This is a genomic window from Herbidospora sp. RD11066, assembly GCF_054661255.1.
Window position 1 is genome coordinate 277,605 of record NZ_BAAGDO010000004.1, and the last position, 19,994, is coordinate 297,598.

18 protein-coding genes are annotated in these 19,994 nt (G+C 70.7%); 8 read left to right on the forward strand and 10 right to left on the reverse strand.

Going from position 1 to position 19,994, the window contains the following annotated elements; all coding sequences use genetic code 11:
* Positions 1-39: 39 nt before the first annotated feature.
* The 5 genes from ACYQ78_RS18085 to ACYQ78_RS18105 are packed head-to-tail and all read left to right on the forward strand — an operon-like array spanning position 40 to position 6,145.
* Positions 40-1,572, forward strand: a complete 1,533-nt coding sequence (locus ACYQ78_RS18085; RefSeq protein ID WP_459802011.1) for an acyl-CoA synthetase — start codon at positions 40-42, stop codon at positions 1,570-1,572.
* Complete coding sequence (locus ACYQ78_RS18090; protein WP_459802012.1) at positions 1,562-2,470, forward strand: OB-fold nucleic acid binding domain-containing protein; 909 nt, start codon at positions 1,562-1,564, stop codon at positions 2,468-2,470. Before ACYQ78_RS18085 ends, ACYQ78_RS18090 begins: the two co-directional genes overlap by 11 nt.
* On the forward strand, positions 2,470-3,447 hold the full coding sequence (locus tag ACYQ78_RS18095; RefSeq protein WP_459802013.1) for a lipid-transfer protein: 978 nt from the start codon (positions 2,470-2,472) through the stop codon (positions 3,445-3,447). The genes ACYQ78_RS18090 and ACYQ78_RS18095 overlap by 1 nt, the downstream gene beginning before the upstream one ends.
* Positions 3,447-4,595 (forward strand): thiolase domain-containing protein, encoded by a 1,149-nt coding sequence (locus tag ACYQ78_RS18100; protein WP_459802014.1) that lies wholly within the window; start codon positions 3,447-3,449, stop codon positions 4,593-4,595. Before ACYQ78_RS18095 ends, ACYQ78_RS18100 begins: the two co-directional genes overlap by 1 nt.
* Positions 4,592-6,145, forward strand: a complete 1,554-nt coding sequence (locus ACYQ78_RS18105; RefSeq protein ID WP_459802015.1) for an acyl-CoA synthetase — start codon at positions 4,592-4,594, stop codon at positions 6,143-6,145. Before ACYQ78_RS18100 ends, ACYQ78_RS18105 begins: the two co-directional genes overlap by 4 nt.
* Here ACYQ78_RS18105 and ACYQ78_RS18110 read toward each other — a convergent pair.
* The 3 genes from ACYQ78_RS18110 to ACYQ78_RS18120 are packed head-to-tail and all read right to left on the reverse strand — an operon-like array spanning position 6,135 to position 8,269.
* Entirely contained in the window at positions 6,135-6,719 is a 585-nt protein-coding gene (locus ACYQ78_RS18110; protein ID WP_459802016.1) for a dihydrofolate reductase family protein, read from the reverse strand. The two genes, ACYQ78_RS18105 and ACYQ78_RS18110, sit on opposite strands and share 11 nt — an antisense overlap.
* A gap of 34 nt (positions 6,720-6,753) precedes the next feature.
* A complete protein-coding gene (locus tag ACYQ78_RS18115; protein WP_459802017.1) occupies positions 6,754-7,386 on the reverse strand; it encodes a LysE family translocator in 633 nt (210 codons plus the stop codon).
* Between the two features lie 28 nt (positions 7,387-7,414).
* Entirely contained in the window at positions 7,415-8,269 is an 855-nt protein-coding gene (locus ACYQ78_RS18120; RefSeq protein ID WP_459802018.1) for a LysR family transcriptional regulator, read from the reverse strand.
* Positions 8,270-8,370: 101 nt separating this feature from the next.
* On the opposite strand from ACYQ78_RS18120, the gene ACYQ78_RS18125 reads away from it, so the two are divergent.
* Positions 8,371-9,312 (forward strand): threonine ammonia-lyase, encoded by a 942-nt coding sequence (locus ACYQ78_RS18125; protein WP_459802019.1) that lies wholly within the window; start codon positions 8,371-8,373, stop codon positions 9,310-9,312.
* Position 9,313: 1 nt separating this feature from the next.
* Here the strand turns inward: ACYQ78_RS18125 and ACYQ78_RS18130 are convergent, their stop codons facing one another.
* From ACYQ78_RS18130 to ACYQ78_RS18140, 3 genes are read right to left on the reverse strand one after another with little or no spacing between them, the layout of a single operon-like run.
* On the reverse strand, positions 9,314-9,973 hold the full coding sequence (locus ACYQ78_RS18130; protein ID WP_459802020.1) for a hypothetical protein: 660 nt from the start codon (positions 9,971-9,973) through the stop codon (positions 9,314-9,316).
* Positions 9,974-10,010: 37 nt separating this feature from the next.
* The gene (locus tag ACYQ78_RS18135; RefSeq protein WP_459802021.1) at positions 10,011-11,672 is read right to left on the reverse strand and encodes a substrate-binding and vWA domain-containing protein; all 1,662 of its coding nucleotides are present in this window, start codon (positions 11,670-11,672) and stop codon (positions 10,011-10,013) included.
* Between the two features lie 59 nt (positions 11,673-11,731).
* The gene (locus tag ACYQ78_RS18140) at positions 11,732-13,072 is read right to left on the reverse strand and encodes a M20/M25/M40 family metallo-hydrolase (protein ID WP_459802022.1); all 1,341 of its coding nucleotides are present in this window, start codon (positions 13,070-13,072) and stop codon (positions 11,732-11,734) included.
* Positions 13,073-13,249: 177 nt separating this feature from the next.
* Here ACYQ78_RS18140 and ACYQ78_RS18145 point away from each other — a divergent pair, with 177 nt between their 5' ends.
* Both ACYQ78_RS18145 and ald read left to right on the forward strand, forming a co-directional pair.
* Positions 13,250-14,629: an aspartate aminotransferase family protein gene (locus tag ACYQ78_RS18145; RefSeq protein ID WP_459802023.1), complete on the forward strand. Its 1,380-nt coding sequence runs from the start codon at positions 13,250-13,252 to the stop codon at positions 14,627-14,629.
* A 16-nt stretch (positions 14,630-14,645) separates the two neighbouring features.
* Positions 14,646-15,761, forward strand: a complete 1,116-nt coding sequence (gene ald, locus ACYQ78_RS18150) for an alanine dehydrogenase (protein ID WP_459802024.1) — start codon at positions 14,646-14,648, stop codon at positions 15,759-15,761.
* On the opposite strand, the gene ACYQ78_RS18155 is transcribed toward ald, so the two are convergent.
* The 4 genes from ACYQ78_RS18155 to ACYQ78_RS18170 form a co-directional block, all read right to left on the reverse strand.
* Positions 15,758-17,158, reverse strand: coding sequence for a tetratricopeptide repeat protein (locus tag ACYQ78_RS18155; protein WP_459802025.1), 1,401 nt, complete (start codon positions 17,156-17,158; stop codon positions 15,758-15,760). The two genes, ald and ACYQ78_RS18155, sit on opposite strands and share 4 nt — an antisense overlap.
* A 58-nt stretch (positions 17,159-17,216) precedes the next feature.
* Positions 17,217-18,035 carry a sulfite exporter TauE/SafE family protein gene (locus ACYQ78_RS18160; RefSeq protein WP_459802413.1) on the reverse strand — a complete coding sequence of 273 codons (819 nt, stop codon included), beginning with the start codon at positions 18,033-18,035 and terminating at the stop codon, positions 17,217-17,219.
* 103 nt (positions 18,036-18,138) lie between these two features.
* Positions 18,139-18,786, reverse strand: a complete 648-nt coding sequence (locus ACYQ78_RS18165; protein WP_459802026.1) for a response regulator transcription factor — start codon at positions 18,784-18,786, stop codon at positions 18,139-18,141.
* Positions 18,783-19,904 (reverse strand): sensor histidine kinase, encoded by a 1,122-nt coding sequence (locus tag ACYQ78_RS18170; protein WP_459802414.1) that lies wholly within the window; start codon positions 19,902-19,904, stop codon positions 18,783-18,785. The genes ACYQ78_RS18165 and ACYQ78_RS18170 overlap by 4 nt, the downstream gene beginning before the upstream one ends.
* Between the last annotated feature and the right edge of the window lie 90 nt (positions 19,905-19,994).

The window sequence follows — 19,994 nt, forward strand, 5'->3', positions numbered from 1 at the left end:
GACTTCTGGAGATCAAGCGCTTGCTTGGAAGGAACGCCCATGGGATCACTCGGATTCTGGCGCCTGGCGCAGGCCGACCCCACCTGGATCGCCGCGATCGACCCCGACGGGACCGAGCACACCGCCGGTGACCTGCTCGCCCGCGCCAACCGGCTCGTCCACGGCCTGCGCGACCTCGGTCTGCGGCCCGGCGACGGGATCTGCGGGCTGGTGCCCAACGGCGCCGACGGGCTGGTGCTCTACCTCGCCGCACTCCAGGCCGGGTGGTACTACACGCCGGTCAACTGGCACCTGACCGGGCCGGAGATCGCGTACATCGTCGAGGACAGCGAGGCCAAGGCCTACTTCGTGGACGAGAGGTTCGCCGCGGAAGGGATCAGGGGCAGGGCGGGGCTCGGGCCGGAGCGCTGCTTCGCGTTCGGTGAGGTGGAGGGATTCTCACCGATCCCCGAGGGCTCGCCCGAGCTCCCGGCCGACCGGACCGCGGGCGCGACCATGCACTACACGTCCGGGACGACCGGCCGCCCCAAAGGGGTCAGACGCGGACTGACCGGCCTCGACCCCGACGACATGGCCGAGCTCATGACCGCGCTGCTCAGGATGTTCGGCATCACGGAAGGGCAGCCGAACGCCCACCTGGTCACCGCGCCCGCCTACCACACGGCCGTCACCCAGTTCGGCGGCAGCGCGCTGCACATGGGCCACACGCTGGTGCTGATGGACAAGTGGGAGGCCGAGGAGACGCTGCGGCTGTGTGAGCGCTACCGCGTGACCAACTCCCACCTGGTCCCGACGCACTTCAAGCGGCTGTTGTCGCTCCCGGAGGAGGTGCGGGAGCGCTACGACCTGTCGTCGCTGCGGTGGATGATCCACGCCGCCGCGCCCTGCCCGGTGCCGGTGAAGTCGGCGATGCTCGACTGGTGGGGCGACGTCGTCTGGGAGTACTACGCCGCGACCGAGGGCGGCGGCACCATCGCCTCGCCGGAGGACTGGAAGAAGCACCCCGGCACGGTCGGCAAGGCGTGGCCCATCAGCCAACTCCTGATCGTGGACGACTCATCGGAGCCCGTCGAGCAGGGCACCCCCGGGACCATCTACATGAAGATGGGCGCCGCCGCGTTCGAGTACAAGGGCGACCCCGAGAAGACCAGGGCCAACCGGCTCGACGACTTCTTCACCGTCGGCGACATCGGCTATCTCGACGCCGACGGGTTCCTGTTCCTGTGTGACCGCAAGGCCGACCTGATCATCTCGGGCGGGGCCAACATCTACCCGGCCGAGATCGAGAACGAGCTGCTCGTCCACCCGAAGGTCGCCGACGTCGCCGTGTTCGGCATCCCCGACGACGACTGGGGCGAGCAGATCAAGGCCGTCGTCGAACCCGCTCCCGGCGTGACACCGGGCCCTGAGCTGGCCGAGGAGCTGCTGGCCTCGCTCCAGGGACGGCTGTCGACGATGAAGTGGCCCAAGACCATCGACTTCATCGCCGAGATGCCCCGCGAACCCAACGGCAAGCTGCTGAAACGCAAACTCCGGGCGCCTTACTGGGAGGGCCGGTCCAGTGCCATCTGAACCGAACCACATATTGGAGTTCCCCGGCGGCTACACCCGGTCGACCGGGCCGGTGATCGGCCGCTTCCTCACCGAACTGCGGGCCGGCCGGATCGTCGGAGTACGGACCGCCGCGAGAAAAGTCCTGGTCCCGCCACTGGAGTACGATCCGCTGACCGGCGAGCCGACCCTCACGACCCCCGACCAGACGGGCCCGACCCGCGACCCCGTCCGCGACCCGGTGCTCTCCTACGACTTCGTCGAGGTCGGGCCCGCGGGGACCGTGCGCGAGTGGACCTGGGTGGACACCCCGCGCAAGAACCATCCGCTCGACCGGCCGTTCGCGTTCGCGCTGATCAGGCTCGACGGCGCCGACACCTCTCTGGTGCACGCGGTCGACGCGGGGACCGTCAAGGCGATGCGGACCGGGCTGCGGGTGTGGCCGCGCTGGCGTCATGACCGGGTCGGTTCGATCACCGACATCGAGTGCTTCGTGCCCGAGGTGACCACGATCGTGGCGAACGTGCGGACCGAGTACACCGTGACGCCCGGTGCCGCGCTCGCCCGCTATCTCGACGCGCTGACCAGGAACGTCTTCCTGGCGGGCCGGTGCCCGTCGTGCCGGAGCGTCTACGTGCCCTACCGGCTGTCGTGCCCGCAGTGCGGGTCGGTCATCGAGGAGGAACTGGAGGTCGGGCCGTCGGGCACGGTCACCACGTTCGCGATCAACAACCTGCCCGATCCCCGGGCGCCGCAGGTGCCGTTCGTGTCGGCGTACATCCTGCTCGACGGAGCCGACATCCCGATCATCGCGCTGCTGGCCGAGATCCCGGCCGCCGAGGTGGTCGAGGGGATGCGGGTGCGGGCCGTGTTCGAGGGCGGGACCGTGAAGTGGTTCGCGCCGGAACGGGAGGCGTGATGAGACCGGTCGCCGTCGCGGCGTTCGCGCAGACCACGCACACCGGCCACGACACCGGCCTCGGCGAGGCGGAGCTGATCCTTCCCCTGATCCGCTCTGTACGAGAACAGTCGGGCCTGCGCGAATTCGGCTTCACCTGCTCGGGGAGCTGCGACTACCTGGCCGGGGCGCCGTTCTCGTTCGTGTCGGCCCTCGACGCGCTCGGCGCCTGGCCGCCCATCCAGGAGAGCCACGTCGAGATGGACGCGGCCTTCGCCCTCTACGAGGCGTGGGTGCGATTACAGCACGGCGACCTCGACTCGGCCCTCGTGTACGGCTTCGGCAAGTCGTCGATGGGCGACCTGCGCGAGATCATGACCCTCCAGCTCGACCCCTACTACCTGGCGCCCCTGGGCCTCGACCAGCTCTCGTACTCGGGTCTCCAGGGCAGCGCCGTCAGCAGCGACGTGAAAAAGATCGCCCAGCGGAGCTGGGAATCCGCTCGATCCAACGAGTACGCGCTCAAGCTCCCCGAACCCGTCGAAACGGCCCCTATCACCGACGGAGCCGCCGCGATCGTGCTGGTCGCGGGCGATCTCCTCAAGGGCCGCACGGACCTCGCGTACATCAATGGCATCGCCCATCGCATAGACCCGCACTATCCGGGCATGAGGGACCTCGCCCTGTCGGCCTCCGCCGCCGCTGCCGCAACGGCGGCGGGGGTCGGCAAGGGCCACGTCGACGTCGCCGAGCTGCACGTCCAGTTCGCCCACGAGGAGACGATCCTCGTGAAGGCGCTGGGCCTCGGGGCCGGCACCGACATCAACCCCTCCGGCGGGCCGCTGGCCGCCAACCCGGTCATGGCGACCGGGCTCATCCGCATCGGCGAGGCCGCCCGGCGGGTCATGGACGGCACCGCCGCCAGGGCCGTCGCCCACGCCACGAGCGGGCCCTGCCTGCAGCAGAACCTGGTCGCCGTCCTGTCCCGGGAGTCGTGATGGGCAATCGTTGCGCGGTCATCGGGGTCGGCCAGACCCACTACACGACCCGGCGCCGGGACGTCTCCATGGCGGGCCTGGTCCGCGAGGCGGCGCTGCGCGCGCTGGAGGACGCCGGGCTGACCTTCGCCGACATCGACGCCGTGGTCGTCGGCAAGGCGCCCGACCTGTTCGAGGGCGTGATGATGCCGGAGGCCTACCTCGCCGACGCGCTCGGCGCCGCTGGGAAACCCATGACGCGGGTGCACACGGCCGGCAGCGTCGGCGGGTCGACCGCGCTGGTCGGGGCCTCGCTCATCCAGGGCGGCGTGCACGACCGGGTGCTGGTGGTGGCGTACGAGAAACAGAGCGAGTCGAACGCCACGTGGGCCCTGTCGACCCATCTCCCCTTCACGTCGTCGCTGGTCGTGGGGGCGGGCGGCTACTTCGCGCCGCACATCCGCGACTACATGCGCCGGTCGGGCGCCCCCGATCACATCGGCGCGCTGGTCGCGGTCAAGGACCGGCTGAACGCGCTGAAGAACCCCTACGCCCACCTGAAGATCCCCGGCATCGACCGGGCCATGGTCGAGTCGACGCCCATGCTGTGGGAGCCGATCCGCTACCTGGAGACCTGTCCCTCCTCCGACGGGGCCTGCGCGATGGTGCTGTCCTCGGAGAAGGCGGTGACCGGCACGCCCGCGTGGGTGCACGGCGGCGCGATGCGCTCGGAACCGATCTTCCGCGTCGGCCGCGACACGGTCAGCCCCCAGGCCGGCATCGACTGCGCCGCCGACGTCTACCGCCAGGCCGGGGTGACCGACCCCCGCCGGGATCTGGACGTGGCCGAGGTCTACGTGCCCTTCAGCTGGTACGAGCCCATGTGGCTGGAGAACCTCGGCTTCGCCGGGGTCAACGAGGGCTGGAAGCTCACCGAGTCGGGCGCCACCGCGCTCGACGGCGACATCCCGTGGAACGCCTCCGGCGGCGTGCTGTCGAGCAACCCGATCGGCGCCTCCGGCCTCATCCGGTTCGCCGAGGCGGCGCTCCAGGTCCGGGGCATGGCCGGAGAACACCAGGTCGAGGGGGCGCGCAAGGCCCTCGGGCACGCGTACGGCGGAGGCGCGCAGTTCTTCGCCATGTGGATCGTCGGAGCGGAGAAGCCATGAGGTTCCACCACGCCGACCTCTTCGAAGGCATCGCCGACGCGATCGGTGACCGGACGGCCGTGGTCTGCGGCGACGACCGGATGACCTACGCCGAACTCGACGCCGCCGCGACCCGCCTCGGCAACCACCTCGCCGCGCACGTCGCGCCGGGGGAGCACGTCGGGATCCACCTGTACAACGGCCTCGAATACGTGACCGCGCTGCTGGCCGTGCTCAAGATCCGCGCCGTGCCGGTGAACGTCAACTACCGCTACGTCGCCGAGGAACTCCGCTATCTGTACGACGACTCGGACATGGTCGCCCTGGTCTACTCCGCCGAGTTCGACGACCGGGTCACCGCCGCGCGCACCGGCCGGATGCGGCACCTGATCGCGGTGGGGGATTCGGCCATCGCGGACGCGGTGCCGTACACCACCGCTCTGGAAGGCTCTTCGGAGCGGAACTTCGCCGAGCGCGACGGCTCCGACCTCTACATCATCTACACCGGCGGGACCACGGGCCTGCCCAAAGGCGTGATGTGGACCCACGAGGACCTGTTCATGGCCTTCGGCGGCGGCAACCCCTACGGCCCTCCGCATGTCTCTCCGGAGGCGGTGGTCGAGCAGGCCCGCAGCGGCGGCCCGCTCACCATGATGGCGGCGGCGCCGCTCATGCACGGCGCCGCCCAGATGGGCACGTTCATCGCCTTCTGGATGGGCGCCACGATGGTGTACGTCCCCCGCTTCGACGCCGACGCGGTGCTGCGCGCGATCGGGCGAGAGAAGGTGATGTCGATCAACATCACCGGCGACGCGATGGCGGTCCCGCTGGCCGACGCGCTGGAGACCGGCACCTACGACGTGTCGTCGCTGTTCGTGTTCAGCTCGACCGGCGCGATCCTCACCGGAACGGTCCGCGACCGCCTCCAGACGCTGCTGCCCACCGTCATGATCATGGACAGCTTCGGCTCGACCGAATCGGGCTACACCGCCTCGGCCGTCGCCGGTTCGTCGCCGGAGGCGGGCCTGAAATACCAGCCCAACCCCAACGCCACGATGGCCGTCTTGGACGGCGCGCTGCGCCCGGTCGCCCCCGGCGAGATGGGCGTCGTCGCCAAGAGCGGCCGCATCGCCCACGGCTACTACAAGGACGCCGCCAAGTCGGCCGAGACCTTCGTCACCGACGCCGACGGCGTGAAGTGGCTGCTCACCGGCGACCTGGCCAAGGTCGAGACCGACGGCACCATCAGGGTGTACGGCCGGGGCTCCCAGTGCATCAACACCGGCGGCGAGAAGGTCTTCCCCGAAGAGGTCGAAGCCGTGCTGAAAGGCCATCCCGGCGTCTTCGACGCCGTGGTGACGGGCTTACCCGACGACCGCTGGGGCCATCGCGTCGCCGCCGTCATCGAGCCCCGGACCAAGGACCTGACCGAATCGGACCTCGACGCCCACTGCCGCGAACGCCTGTCGGGCTACAAGGTCCCCAGACAGTACGCCTTCGTCGACGAACTGGTCCGCTCACCCGCGGGCAAAGCCGACTACCGCTGGGCCCGCGAGCAGTTCAGCGCCTGACGTCGTAGGTCAGGTGGGTCGCCAGCGGCGAGTGGCGGCAGTCGACCAGGTCGAGATCGGCCTGGAAGGTGCCGTCGAACAGGGGAGTGCCCGCGCCGAGGATCAGCGGCGCGATGTGGATGCCGAGACGGTCGACCACGCCCATGCGCAGATACTGCCTGATCACGTCGGCGCCCCCGCCGATCGAGATCGCCCTGCCGCCGGCCGTCGCCCGCGCCCGCTCCAGCGCTTCTTCCGCGCCGGTGACGTAGGTGAAGCCCGGCGGCAGGTCGTCGGTGACGCGATGGGTCAGCACGAAGACCGGGCTGTCGAACGGGTTCTCACCGCCCCATCGGCCGGCCGCCTCGAACATGCCCCGGCCGACGATGCTGGCGCCCGCGTCGTGGAACCCGGCGAGCACCTCGGCGTCGACGGGATGGCGTTCACCGTCGTAGGACGGCTTCTCGTAGCTCCACGGCCCGCCGAACACCCAGTAGTGAAGGCGTTCGCCGCCCTCGCCGAGCCCCCGGCCGGGGGCCCAGTCGGGACCGGCGACGAAACCGTCGAGCGAGATCGTGATGTCCGCGTGAATCATGCCGTCATCGTGCCGGACGGCACCGACAGAACCGCTACTTCGACGGCTCCCCGGTGAACGCGGCCACCGCGCCCAGCCCGATGTAGACCACGCCGCTGCCCACGTCGAGACGTCGCCGCGCCCTGGCCGAACCGCGGATGCGCCCGGCGAGGGCGGAGGCGGCGAAGGCGTAGGTGCCGTCGCTGGCCATGCCGAGGACGATCCAGATCATGCCGAGCAGCACGATCTGCGGCGCCAGCGGCCCGGCGTGCGGGTCGGCGAACTGCGGCAGGAAGGCCAGGAAGAAGATGGCGGTCTTCGGGTTGAGGACGTTCACCACGAAGCCCTCGCCGAACAGGCGGCTCTTCGGGGTGTTCTCCACGACGGCCTCTTCGGCCGAACTCCTGTCCATGAGCTTGCGGACGCCCAGGTAGACGAGGTAGGCGGCGCCGGCGTACTTGACGATGGTGAACGCGGTCGCCGAGGCGGCCAGGATCGCGCTGATGCCGAGCGCGGCTGCGGCGATGTGGACGAGCGAACCGGTGTGCACGCCGAGGACCGACACCAGCCCCGCCGCGCGGCCCTGGGCGACGCTGCGGGTGACGATGTAGACCACGGCGGGTCCGGGGACGAGCAGCAGCGCCAGGGTGGCGACGGAGAAGACGGCTAGCGTCGGCAAATCGGGCATGCGGTGAGGATAGGGATTTACGTCGCTGTCAGGCCAGCGGTTTTGACAGCGCTTCCAGCAGTGCTTGGGTGGCCGGGGGGTCGGGCGGGGCGCCGTAGGTGGCGGCGTACACGTGCCTGACCGAGCCCGGCAGTTCGACGGTCCGCACCTTCGGATGGCGGTGGGCGCGCAGCGCCAGCGACGGCAGTAACGCCGCGCCGAGCCCGGCGGCCACCATCGCCTGGACGGCGACGTAGTCGTCGGTGGTGAAGGTGATGTTCGGGGTGAAGCCCTCTTTCGCGCACACGTCGAGCAGGTGGCGGCGGCAGCGCTCGCATCCGGCGATCCACTGCCCGTCCTTGTGGTCCTTCAACGTGGGGCCGGTGAGGTAGACCAGGTGACCGGGGTCGTCGAAGAGGTGGCGGGTGCGGATGTCGGGCTCCTCGCCCAGGCCGTAGCCGAAGACGACCGCGACGTCGGCCTCGCCCGACCTGATCATGTTCAGCGCCTCGGGCGGCTCGGCCTCGACGATGTGCAGCTCCACGCCCGGATACGACTCCGCGAGCCGGACCCCGGCCTCGGGGACGAACGTGCCCATGGCCGAAGGGAACGCGGCCAGCCTGACCCGACCGGCCCTGAGCTGGATCAACGCCTCGAGTTCGCTGGCCGCGGAGTCGAGCCGGCCGAGGATCTCGGCGGCGCGTTCGGCCAGCAGCCGGCCGGCGTCGGTCAGCCTGACCCCGCGCCCCACACGTTGCAGCAGCTTGGCGCCGGTCTCGGCTTCGAGGCGGGCGAGGTGGTGGCTGACGGAGGGCTGGGCGTAGTGGAGTTCCTTGGCGGCCGCGGTGAGCGAACCGGTGCGGGCGACGGCGACGAGGACGCGGAGACGAACGGGGTCCAGCACCTCATCGATGCTACCCGCGAGGAATCCATCGACGCGGTCTATGGATTTTTCCGGGAATCCCTATTGGACCTATCAATGCGGGCGGGTTCAGTCTGGTCGTCATGACGGACATGCGTGACATCCTCCGGGCCGCCTCCCTGCTCGCCCGGCACATCCCGCCGACGCCGATGTGGAGCTACCCCGTGCTCAACACGGTGGCCGGGGCGGAGCTCTGGGTCAAGCACGAGAACACCCAGCCGATCGGCGCCTTCAAGGTGCGCGGCGGCATCACCCTCCTCGCCGCCCTGCCCGGCCGGGAACGCGGGGTGGTGGCCTGGTCGACGGGCAACCACGCCCAGTCGATCGCCTTCGCGGCCCGGCTGTTCGGGGTGCCGTGCGCGATCGTCATGCCGGAGAACCCGAACCCGTCGAAGGTCGCCGCGGTCGAGGCGCTCGGCGCGACGGTCGTCGTCGGGGGAGCGACCATGGTCGAGGCCGCCGACGTGGCCCGCTCGGAGGCCGACCGCCTGGGGCGGCGCCTCGTCAGCCCCGCCGACGAGCCCGAGATCATCGCCGGGGTCGGAACCCTCTACCTGGAGATCCTCCGCGACCAGCCCGACCTCGACGCGATCGTGGTCCCGGTCGGGAGCGGTACCGGCGCCGCCGCCGCGTGCCTGGTGGCGCGGGCGCTCGCGCCCGGGTGTCAGGTGATCGGCGTGCAGTCGTCCGCCGCTCCGGCGGCGCACGACTCGTGGCGGCTCGGCGAGATGGTGCTCCGCCCGATGAAGACGAAGGTGGACGGCCTCGCCACCGGTTCGGCCTACACGATGCCCCAGGCGGTGATGCGCGACCTCCTGACCGACTTCCTCCTGGTCACCGACGACGAGATCCGCTCCGCGCAGCGCCTCCTGCTGACCCACGCCCACACCTTGGCCGAAGGCGCGGGGGCGGCTGCCCTTGCGGGGGTGCTGTCGCGGCGCGAGGAGTTCGCGGGCAAGAAGATCGCCATCGTCGTGTCGGGCGGCAACGCGGGACCGGCGGAACTGGAGGCGGTGCTGCGGTAGGTCAGGGGAGGTCGTCGTCCAGGTCGTGGAGGCTCTGGCGGGTGAGTTCCAGGTCGGCCGTCAGGGCGTCGAGGGCGTGGGAGGTGTCGGTGCCGCTGGTCACGTCCATCGCGGACAGTTCGACCACGCGGGCCACCAGGCCCTCCAGGATGATCACGGTCGACTCCAGCCGTACCAGCAGCCGTTCCCGCGTCGTGGACAGCCGGGCGTGGACCTGTTCCTGCGCGGTCAGGGCGCTGATCGCGCGGTCGAGTTCGTCGGCGATCTCCGGCCGGGCCGACTCCCGCGCATGGGTCAGCCGCAGTCGTTCCTGGCGCAGGAAGTCGGCGTCGAGGCGGCCGAGCGCCGCCGTCGTCACCGAGGTGTGCGCGGCTAGGCGGCGCAGGGTGGCCACGGTGTCGTCGACCTGCGGTTTCATCGCCGCCACCGGGTCCATCAGCAACCGGCCGCGCATCGACTCGGTCAGGTCGGCGAAGGTGGCCGCCGCGCGCTCGGCCCGGACGAGCGCCCGATCCTCCGGGCTGCCGCCGGTGACCGGTGCCTGCTTCACCGGTTCGTCGGCGTCGCGGGAGATCAGGAGGGCGGCCGTCAGCCAGCCCAGCAGAGTGACGGCCACGACGGCCGGAAGGGACAGGCGCAAGGCCAGCGCGGCGACGCCCACGGCGACGGCGAGGAGGAGCGCCCAGGGGTTCGCGAACCTAGAAATTGGCGATCACCTCCGTGAAGATCCGGTCGATCACGCCGGCGTCGCGCGAGTCGTAGGAGGCCGCGTTGGTCGTCTCGGAGATGGTCTTCAGGGTGGTCAGGTCGGCGTCGGAGCCGTAGGCGATGGTGAAGACGCGCACCGGGTCGTCGCCGCGCAGGCCGCTCAGCAGCTTGTCGAGGGTGATCGACTGCTGGACCTCGTTGCGGCCGTCGGTGAGCAGGACCACGGCGTTGATGGTGTCCTTCCGAGCCTTCTCCTGTACGTGTTCGACCGCCGCCAGCGCCGTGTCATAGAGGCCGGTCGCCCCCTGGGGGCGCAGCCGGTCGATCTCGGTGCGCAGCTCGTCGCGGGTGCCCGTGGCGAGGAGGACGCGCTCGTCGTAGGTCGTCGAGAACGACCACAGGCCCACCCGGTCACGCGGCCCGAAGTCGCCGACGGCCCGCTTGGCCGCCGACTGGGCCAGGGAGAGTTTCGACCTGCCGGTGTCGGAGGCGGCGGCCTCCATCGAGCCGGAGACGTCCATGACCATCAGCACGTTGGCCGGTTTGCGCAGCTCGGCCCAGCTCTTCAGCACCGCGTCGAGCACCTTCGGCGCTGGGACCTGGAGGATCTTCGCCGGGATCTCGTCGTCGAAGCCCTGGAAGCCGTGGTCGGTGAAGACCTTCTGCTGGGAGGGCGCCCGCAGGTACGCCAAAAAGTCGGCCGCCACCTTGCGCTTCGCGGCCGAGGCCCAGGTCAGCACGGCGTAGGGGTTGTCGGACAAGAGCGTGCCCTCTTTGGGATGGATGGCGACGAGTGGCACCTTCGGTGCGTCGTGCTGCCCCAGCGTGGCCGGGTCACCCGTCGGATTGCCCTGGTTGTAGTCCCAGACCGACTTCTCTTCGACGGTTACAGCGGAAATGTACGACATGGCCGCCCCCGCGTCGTCGGCCCGCTGCAGATTCGACAGAAAGGTGAGCGTCGTGTCTCCGTAGTGGACGATCGACCGCTCCACCCCCTGCACGAACCGCCGCACCGCCGGAGAGGCGACGTCGCGGGTGGTCAGATCGCCGGACATCCCGGTGGCCGCGACGTACGCCCCGATGGTCGCGTTCAGCCCCGACGTGGAGAACCCGGGATGGGTCTTGCCGAGCCGGAAGTCGCCCCACTCGGGGTGCCCGTGCCGCGCCCACCCCTTCTCGTCGGTGGCCAGTTTCAGCACGTCGGCCCACCCGAGGGCCTTCGACGGCCACCCCAACGCCTGGGCCATCGGCTCGGGCATCGCGATCACCAGGGGCGTCTTCGCGATCGACGGGTTGGCCGCCGCGACGGGCGCCGACGCCGAACGCTGCCGCAGCAGGGTCAGCCACCCGGACGCAGCCGGGCTCCACACGTCGGGCCGGGCGCCGTCGCTCTTGGACCATCCGTCGGCGATGGCGTCCAGGGCGGCTCCGGACGCCATCGTCACCACGGTCACCTCGCCGCAGCCCCTGGCCGAGTAGTCGGCGGCCATCCGGCGTAACAGCTCGGCCTTCTCGCTCGACGCCGCGATCCGCAGCCCGGCCTTCGACGGGGTGCACCCGGGCTCGGCGTTGATCGTCCAGACCACCACGATGAACGCGCCCGCCACGATGGCGGCGACGAGTAAAGCCGAGTAGCGGGATCGACGGCGCACACGGGCCTCCCACGAGTGTGTCGGTATATATCCCGACGAACGGGGGCCCGCCAAAGTTCTTACGCGGTGCCGTACTCCAGCAGGAACAGGGCCTCGCTGGTGGCGACCTGGCGGAGCTCCTCGATCACGACCCGCTCGTTGGGGGCGTGGATGCGGGCGGCCTCGTCTTCGCAGCCGAAGAGGAGGAGCTCGGCGTCGGGGAACTGGCGCTGGAGCGTGGCGACCAGCGGGATGCCGCCGCCCTGGCCGACGTCGCGCGGCTCTCGGCCGAACGCCCGCGTCATCGCCCGGTCGAGCGCCTTGCGCGCCGGGCCGCCCGCCGGGGCCTGGAAGCCCGAGCCGACCGAGACGTCCGAGAAGGTCACGTGAGCGCCCCACGGCGTCTGGGACTCCAGGAACGAGGTCACGTCGGACAGGGCCGTCTTCGGGTCGTTGGCCGCGGGGACGCGGATGGTCACCCGGGCCCGCGCGACCGCCTGGATCGCGTTGACCGCGCCCGAGACCGTCGGCACGTCGAGGCCGGTCACGGTGATCGCGTAGGAACCCCAGACGCGGTCGGCGATCGAGCCGGTGCCGACCAGGGAGACGCCGTCGAGCACCCCGGCGCCCGCGCGGAACTCCTCGTCGGTGCCGGCGTCGCCGTCGAAGACGCCCTTGGCCAGGCCGGGGACGCGCACGTCGCCGTTGTCGTCGTGGAGGGCGACCAGCATCCGCATCAGCGCCGACAGCGCGTCGGGGGCCGGGCCGCCGAACGAGCCGCTGTGCAGCGCGTCTTCAAGAGTGCGGACCTCGACGGTGAACGCGGCCATGCCGCGCAGCGAGGTGGTCACCGCCGGGTCGCCCACGGCGGGGTTGCCGCAGTCGGCCACGATGATCGCGTCGGCCCTGACCAGCTCGGGGTTCTCCTCGACGAACGCCTCCAGGCGCTCACCGGCGTACTCCTCCTGGCCCTCGATGATTACCCGCACACCCACGGGGAAGCGGCCGTCGAAGGCGCGCAGCGCGAGGAGGTGGGTGATGATGCCCGACTTGTCGTCGGCGGCGCCACGGCCGTGGATCGCGCCGTCGATCTCGGTGGGCTCGAAGGCCGGGGTGTTCCAGAGGGCGGGGTCGCCGGGGGGCTGGACGTCGTAATGGGCGTACAGCAGAACGGTGGGCGCGCCCTCGGGCGCGGGGGCCTCGGCGTAGACGGCCGGGAAGCTGCCCTCGACCGGGATCTGCCGCACGGTCGGCAGCCCGGCGTCGCGGAGCAGCGACTCCACGGCCGACGCGGCCCGCAGCACGGCCTCCTCGGGATGGCCCGGGAAGGCGACCGACGGAACAGAGACCAGCGCCTTGAGGTCCTCCACCGCGCGGGGCATGCCGGCGGCGACGGCGTCTTCGATGTCACCAGGAGTCATGCGCCCCATCGAACCACAAACCAGGCACGGTCCAGATGTCCGACGAATTTCGTTGTCTTTACACGTAGGTATCGCGGAATCCGAAGCTCTTTCAATTTGGTACCACGTTTTCGCTTGGCAGATGTCCGGGAGGCAATGCACACTGAAGCGGAGCTCAGACACCTAGGGAAGTAGCAGATGACGCACCCGGAAGACCTGCAGAGAGCGGCTCACGACAACCTCTGGATGCACTTCACCCGCCACGGCGCATATGAGAACGCCGAGGTCCCCATGATCGTCCGGGGTGAGGGTTCCTACATCTACGACGTCAACGGAAAGCGCTACCTCGACGGCCTCGCGGGCCTCTTCGTCGTGCAGGCCGGTCACGGCCGCAGCGAACTCGCCGAGGCGGCCGCCAAGCAGGCCCAGGAACTGGCCTTCTTTCCGCTCTGGTCCTACGCCCACCCCAAGGCGGTGGAGCTCGCCGCCCGGCTGGTCGAGCACACCCCGGGCGACCTCAACCGGGTGTTCTTCACCACAGGCGGCGGCGAAGCGGTCGAGACCGCCTGGAAGCTGGCCAAACAGTACTTCAAGCTGACCGGCAAGCCGCTCAAGCACAAGGTCATCAGCCGCCAGATCGCCTACCACGGCACCCCGCAGGGTGCCCTGTCGATCACCGGCATCCCCCTGTTCAAGCAGATGTTCGAGCCCCTCGTGCCGGGCTCGGTCCGGGTGCCGAACACCAACCACTACCGGGCCGACGAGATCACCGGCGTCCCCGGCATGACCCCCGAGCAGTACGGCATCTGGGCCGCCGACCGCGTCGCCCGCGCGATCGAGATGGAGGGCCCCGACACGGTGGCCGCCGTCTTCGTCGAGCCGGTGCAGAACGCCGGCGGCTGTTTCCCGCCCCCTCCCGGCTACTTCCAGCGGCTGCGCGAGATCTGCGACGAATACGACGTTCTGCTCGTCTCGGACGAGGTCATCTGCGCCTACGGTCGCCTCGGCACCATGTTCGCCGGGGAGAAATTTGACTACGTACCGGACATCATCACGTCCGCGAAGGGTCTGACCAGCGGGTATTCTCCACTTGGAGCGATGATCTGCTCCGACAGGCTCTTCGAGCCGTTCAAGTCGGGCACCGAGATGTTCGCCCACGGCTACACCTTCGGCGGTCATCCCGTCTCGGCGGCCGTGGCACTCGCCAACCTCGACCTGTTCGAGCGTGAAGACCTGCTGGGTCACGTGACCCGCAACGAGGGCGCGTTCCGCGCCACCCTGGAACGGCTGCACGACCTGCCCATCGTGGGCGATGTGCGCGGCAGCGGGTTCTTCTGGGGCGTCGAGCTCGTGAAAGACAAAAACACCAAAGAGACCTTCAGTGCCGACGAGTCGGAGCGCCTGATCCGGGGCTTCCTCTCCAAGGCGCTGTTCGAGGCAGGACTTTACTGCCGGGCGGACGACCGCGGCGATCCCGTGGTCCAGCTCGCCCCGCCGCTCATTTGCGGTCAGAAGGAGTTCGACGAAATCGAATCCATCCTTCGCGGAGTCCTCACCGAAGCCTGGGCTCTGCTCTGAGAAAGGAACCGGGAAGATGAAGATCGGCGTGCCCGCCGAGGTCAAGAACCACGAATATCGTGTCGCCGCCACCCCCGCGGGCGTCCATGAGCTGGTCCGCCACGGCCATGACGTCCACGTGCAGCGTGGCGCGGGCCTCGGCTCGCACATCCCCGACGAGGAGTACCTCGCGGCCGGCGCGAAGATCGTCGAGACGGCCGACGAGGTGTGGGCCGAGTCGGAGATGGTCCTGAAGGTCAAGGAGCCGATCGCCGAGGAGTACCACCGGCTCCGCGAGGGCCAGGTGCTCTTCACCTACCTCCACCTGGCCGCCTCCCGGCCGTGCACCGACGCTCTCCTCGAAAGCCGCACCACGGCCATCGCCTACGAGACGGTCCAGGTCGGCGGCGCGCTGCCGCTGCTGGCCCCGATGTCGGAGGTGGCCGGGCGGCTCGCGCCGCAGGTGGGGGCGTACAACCTGATGCGCTTCAACGGCGGCCGGGGTGTTCTTCCCGGTGGCGTGCCCGGCGTGGCCCCGGCGAAGGTCGTCGTCATCGGCGGCGGTGTGTCGGGTCTCCACGCGGCGCAGATCGCGGTCGGCATGGGCGCCGAGGTGACCATCCTCGACGTCAACATCGACCGGCTGCGCTTCATCGACGCGATCTACCAGGGCCGCCTCAAGACCCTGGTGTCGACGTCGTACGCGATCGAGAAGGCCTGTCTCGAGGCCGACATGGTGATCGGCGCGGTGCTGATCCCCGGAGCGAAGGCCCCGACGCTGGTGCCCAACTCGCTCGTCGCGCGCATGAAGCCGGGCTCGGTGCTCGTCGACATCGCCATCGACCAGGGCGGCTGCTTCGAGGACTCCCGGCCGACCACGCACGCCGATCCGACCTTCACGGTCCACAACTCGATCTTCTACTGCGTGGCCAACATGCCGGGCTCGGTGGCCAACACCTCCACCTACGCCCTCACCAACGCCACCCTGCCCTACGCGGTCAAGCTGGCCGACCAGGGCTGGAAGAAGGCGCTGGCGGGCGACGCCGGGCTCGCGCTCGGGTTGAACACCCACGAGGGCCTGGTCACCAACGAGCCGGTCGCGGTGGCCCACCAGCTGCCGTACACCCCGGTCGGCCAGGTCATCGCCGCCTAGCTCAGACCCAGGCGTTTTCGCAGTTCCCGGGCCGTCTCCAGGACCCGCTCCACTTCGATGGGCGCGGGCCAGGGGGCGGTCCCCGGTCGTAGAAGGGTGGCCCGCACCGCCGCGAGGTGCTCGATCGCGGTGGCGTGGAGGCCGCTCTTGTCGGTCAGCCAGGTGATGGGGTCGATGGGCTCGCGCAGCCGCCGGGTGACCATGTCCCAGGTGCCCAGGATCTCGCTCAGCTCCGCCACGTCGAGGGTGGTCTCGCCGCGGCGTCCGGCCGCCGCGACGGCGAGCTCCGCCCGCGCGGCCAGCTCGGGCTCGGCGGGCCGGTCCCAGCCGGGGGTCTTCGGCAACCGGCTCCACCGTTCGGCCTCCATGGCCCGGTCGGTGGCGGTCAGCAGGTTGGCCAGCTCCAGCGCGGCCCGATAGTGGCCCTGCACGGCCGCCTGCCGCAGCCAGTGCTCGCCGCCGCTCATGTCGGAGTGCTCGGCGATCAGCAACAGCCCGAAGTTGTACGCCGCCTCGGCGTCACCCGAAGCCGCCGCGCGGCCGAACCAGTGGGAGGCGGCGCGCGGGTCGTCGAGCTCCACGCAGACGAACCCGGCCATCCGCTGGTCGTCGACCCGGCCCGTGCCGGCCGCGCGCTCGAACCAGGCGCGGGCGGCCCGCAGGTCCCGTCTGGCCAGGGCGAGGTTGCCCAGCTGGGAGGCCGAGCCGGGGTGGTCGTGCTGGGAGGCCAGCCGGTAGAGGACCTCGGCGCCCTCGGGGTCGCGCTGGGCGTGCAGCAGCAGGCCCAGGTGGTAGGCGGCCTCGGCGTGGCCGCCTCGTGCGGCGAACTCCCACCAGTGGCGGGCGTCGCCCTCCTCGCCGCCCGAATAGCCGAGGAAGCCCAGGTCGTGGGCGCTGGTCAGGTCGCCGTCGAGGGCGGCCCTGCGGTGCCAGTCGCGGGCCCGGGTCAGGTCTCCGGCGTCTTCGCAGAGGAGGGCCAGCCGCCGCGACGCGCGACGGGATCCGGCGGTGGCGGCCGTTTCGTACCAGTGGAAGGCCGCGGTGGCGTCGCCCTTCTGCTCCAGCAGCAGGGTGGCCAGGTTGGCGGCGGCCTCGGCGTCGCCGGTGCCGGCGGCCAGTTCATACCAGCGCAGGGACTCGTCGAGGGAGCCGTGCTTCTCGTGCCACTTGCCGAGGTTGAAGGCGCTGTCGACGTTTCCGGCCCCGGCCGCGCGCTCCCACCAGTGGCGGGCCGCCGAGCGGTCGCCGCGCTGGGCGTAGAGGCGGCCGAGCAGGTGGGCCGCGCGGGCGTCCCCCGCCTGAGCGGCGGCGTGCAGGTCGTCGCCCTCGCCGTCGGCGGCGGGGCGGGGCGGCGGGACCTGTGCGGTCCTGGCCGACACCTCAGGCCACATTGTCATGGCGGACAGAGTCGCATGTAACAGTCCGGTCACGGAGGGTGATTACCAGTTTCTTACTTCATGTGATCCGGATGAATCCCGAGAACATGCCCATGCCGCACGAGTATCTGATCGTCCCTGGGGCTTTTGCCGTCAGGCGCACCGTGACCTGGCCGGTCTCCGGCAGGGCGACGTCTCGTCCGTCGATCGCGACCGTCGTGGTGCAGCTTCTGTTGCCTTCTGTACGGAAGATCACCGTGATCTCCCGATGCGCCGGAGCGGTGATCACGGCGGGCCGGAAGCCGGCAGGCGTCGCCAGCACCACGTTTCCGGCCGAAGCGGCGACGGCCGGGCTGGTGGGGAGCCAGCCGCCGAGGCGTACACCGGAGAAGACCGTGAACAGCCCCGCCGCGATCACCAGCACCCCCGCCCACCGGGCGAGCTTCTTCAGCACGACCCCCACCACGGCGAACGCCGGGGACGACCCGAGCACGAACCCGCCCATCAGCACCGCCCCGGCGAGCGCCGACCCGGTCGAGACCGCCCCGAGCTCGGTGCTCAGCGTCACCCCGCACGGCACCAGGATCGTGGCGGCCCCCCGCGCGAACGGCGACCCCTTCAACGGCCGGCAGGCCATCGGCTTACGCAGCAGCGCGACCCCCGCGACCACCACTCCGATCCCGGCGGCGACCAGGATCAGGGCTCTGACCTGCGGCGCGATCACCAGCACCCCGCCGACCAGGCCCAGCAGCACCCCGAGCAGCACATGGGTGACCGCCCGGCCGAGCAGGAAGGCCCAGATGCGGTCGACCCCCGCGATCAGCCCACCCTGGACGGCCGTGCACGACACGGAGCCCGCGAGCAGCCCGGCGCCCACCCCGCCGGCGAACAAGGCCATCACCAGCGCAACCTAACGTGACCGGCCGGACGCGAGAAGTGGCGCGGATGCCACTCCCTCCGCACCTGGCCGTGGCACGGAAAGCGCTTACCGGGCTATTCCATCACGTCCACCCCGGCCTGACCAGGCCGGACTCGTAGGCGATCACCACGAGCTGGGCCCGGTCGCGGGCCCGCAGCTTCATCATCGCCCGGCTGACATGGGTCTTCGCCGTCGCGGGCGACATGAACAGCTTCCCGGCGATCTCGTCGTTGGTCAGCCCGTTGCCCACCAGCGCGAGCACCTCGCGCTCGCGCTCGGTGAGGGACCCCAGCTCCTTCGGTACGACCGGCGCCTTCGCCCGCGACGCGTATTCGGCGATCAGCCGCCGGGTCACGCCGGGCGAGAGCAGCGCCGCCCCGCCCGCCACCACCCTGACCGCCTGGATGAGCTCGGCCGGTTCGGTGTCCTTGACCAGGAACCCGCTGGCCCCGCTGCGGAGCGCCTCGAAGACGTATTCGTCGAGCTCGAACGTGGTGAGCATGACGACCCGGGGCCCCTGGGGCATCAGCCGCACGGCGGTCAGCCCGTCGGTCCCCGGCATCCGGATGTCCATCAGCACCACGTCGGGCTGGTGCACCCCGGCCAGCCGCACCGCCTCGGCGCCGTCACCGGCCTCGGCGACCACCTCCATGCCCTCCTGGGCGTCGAGCAGCGCCCGGAACCCCGCCCGGACGAGCGCCTGGTCGTCGGCGAGCAGGATCCTGATCATGGGGACTCCTTTGCGGAGATCGAGGGCGCGGGGATGGGGAGGGTCGCGGCCACCCGGAAGCCGGGGCCGTAGGGGCCCGCGGTCAGCGAGCCGCCCAGGGCCGAGGCGCGTTCGCGCATGCCGGGGATGCCGTTGCCGCCGCCGAGGTCGGTCACCGCGTCGGGCCTGCCGGTGCCGTCGTCGGTGATCGTCACGCTCATCTGGACGTGGCCGTAGTCGAGCGAGACGAGCACGGAGGAGCCGGGGGCGTGCCGGGTGACGTTGGTGAGCGACTCCTGGACGATCCGGTAGGCCGCCCGGTCGGGCCCGTGGGGCACCGGCCTGACGTCGCCGGTGCGGACCAGCTTCACGTCCTGGCAGCTGCGTTCGACCAGGTCGTCGAGGCGGTCGAGTCCGGCGGTCGGATTGCGGGGCGCGCCCTCGCGCAGGACGTCGAGGACGCCGCGCATCTCGCTCAGGACGTCCTTGGACGCGGTCTTGATCGTCGCCAGCGCGCTGCGGGCCTGCTCGGGGTGGCTCTCGATCAGGTGCAGCGCGGTCGACGCCTGCACGTGGATGAGCGAGATGTTGTGCGCCAGCACGTCGTGGAGCTCCTGGGCCATGCTCAGCCGTTCCTCGCTGGCCTGCCGCCGTTCCTCCTCGGCCGCCTTCTGCCGGTTCTCGGCCCGGCGTTCGCGGATGGCCCGGATCCACTCGGCGCAGACCATCACCAGCAGCAGGAACGCGCCGATGGCGGCCTGGTGGAGCCAGCCGCTCGGGGCCGGGATCAGCCACGTCGTGTAGGCGATCATGAACGCCAGCGTGGCCAGGCCCCCTGCCCACGCCGGGCGCCGGTGCCCGGAGACCAGGGTGTAGACGATCATGATGATCGGCGTCAGGAACGCCGGGCCGTAGGGGAAGCCGAGCCAGACGTAGACCCAGGTCGCGACCAGGGTGACGACCATCGGCACGACCGGCAGCCGCCGCATCCACAGGATCATCGCCGGCCCGACGAGCAGCAGCAGATAGCCCCGCCAGTCGAGCGGGGTGCGGTCGGGCTGGCCCCACTGGGCGCCCTGGGACGCGACGACCTGCACCACCGCGGCCACGGCGGCGTGCACGACGTCTCTGCGCTCCATCACCCGTCCACGCTAGGTGACCTCAGAGGGCATGACATCCGTCCGAGGGGGAAGCCCGGGGTACACCTCAAGGCGTAGCGGGTCTTGACA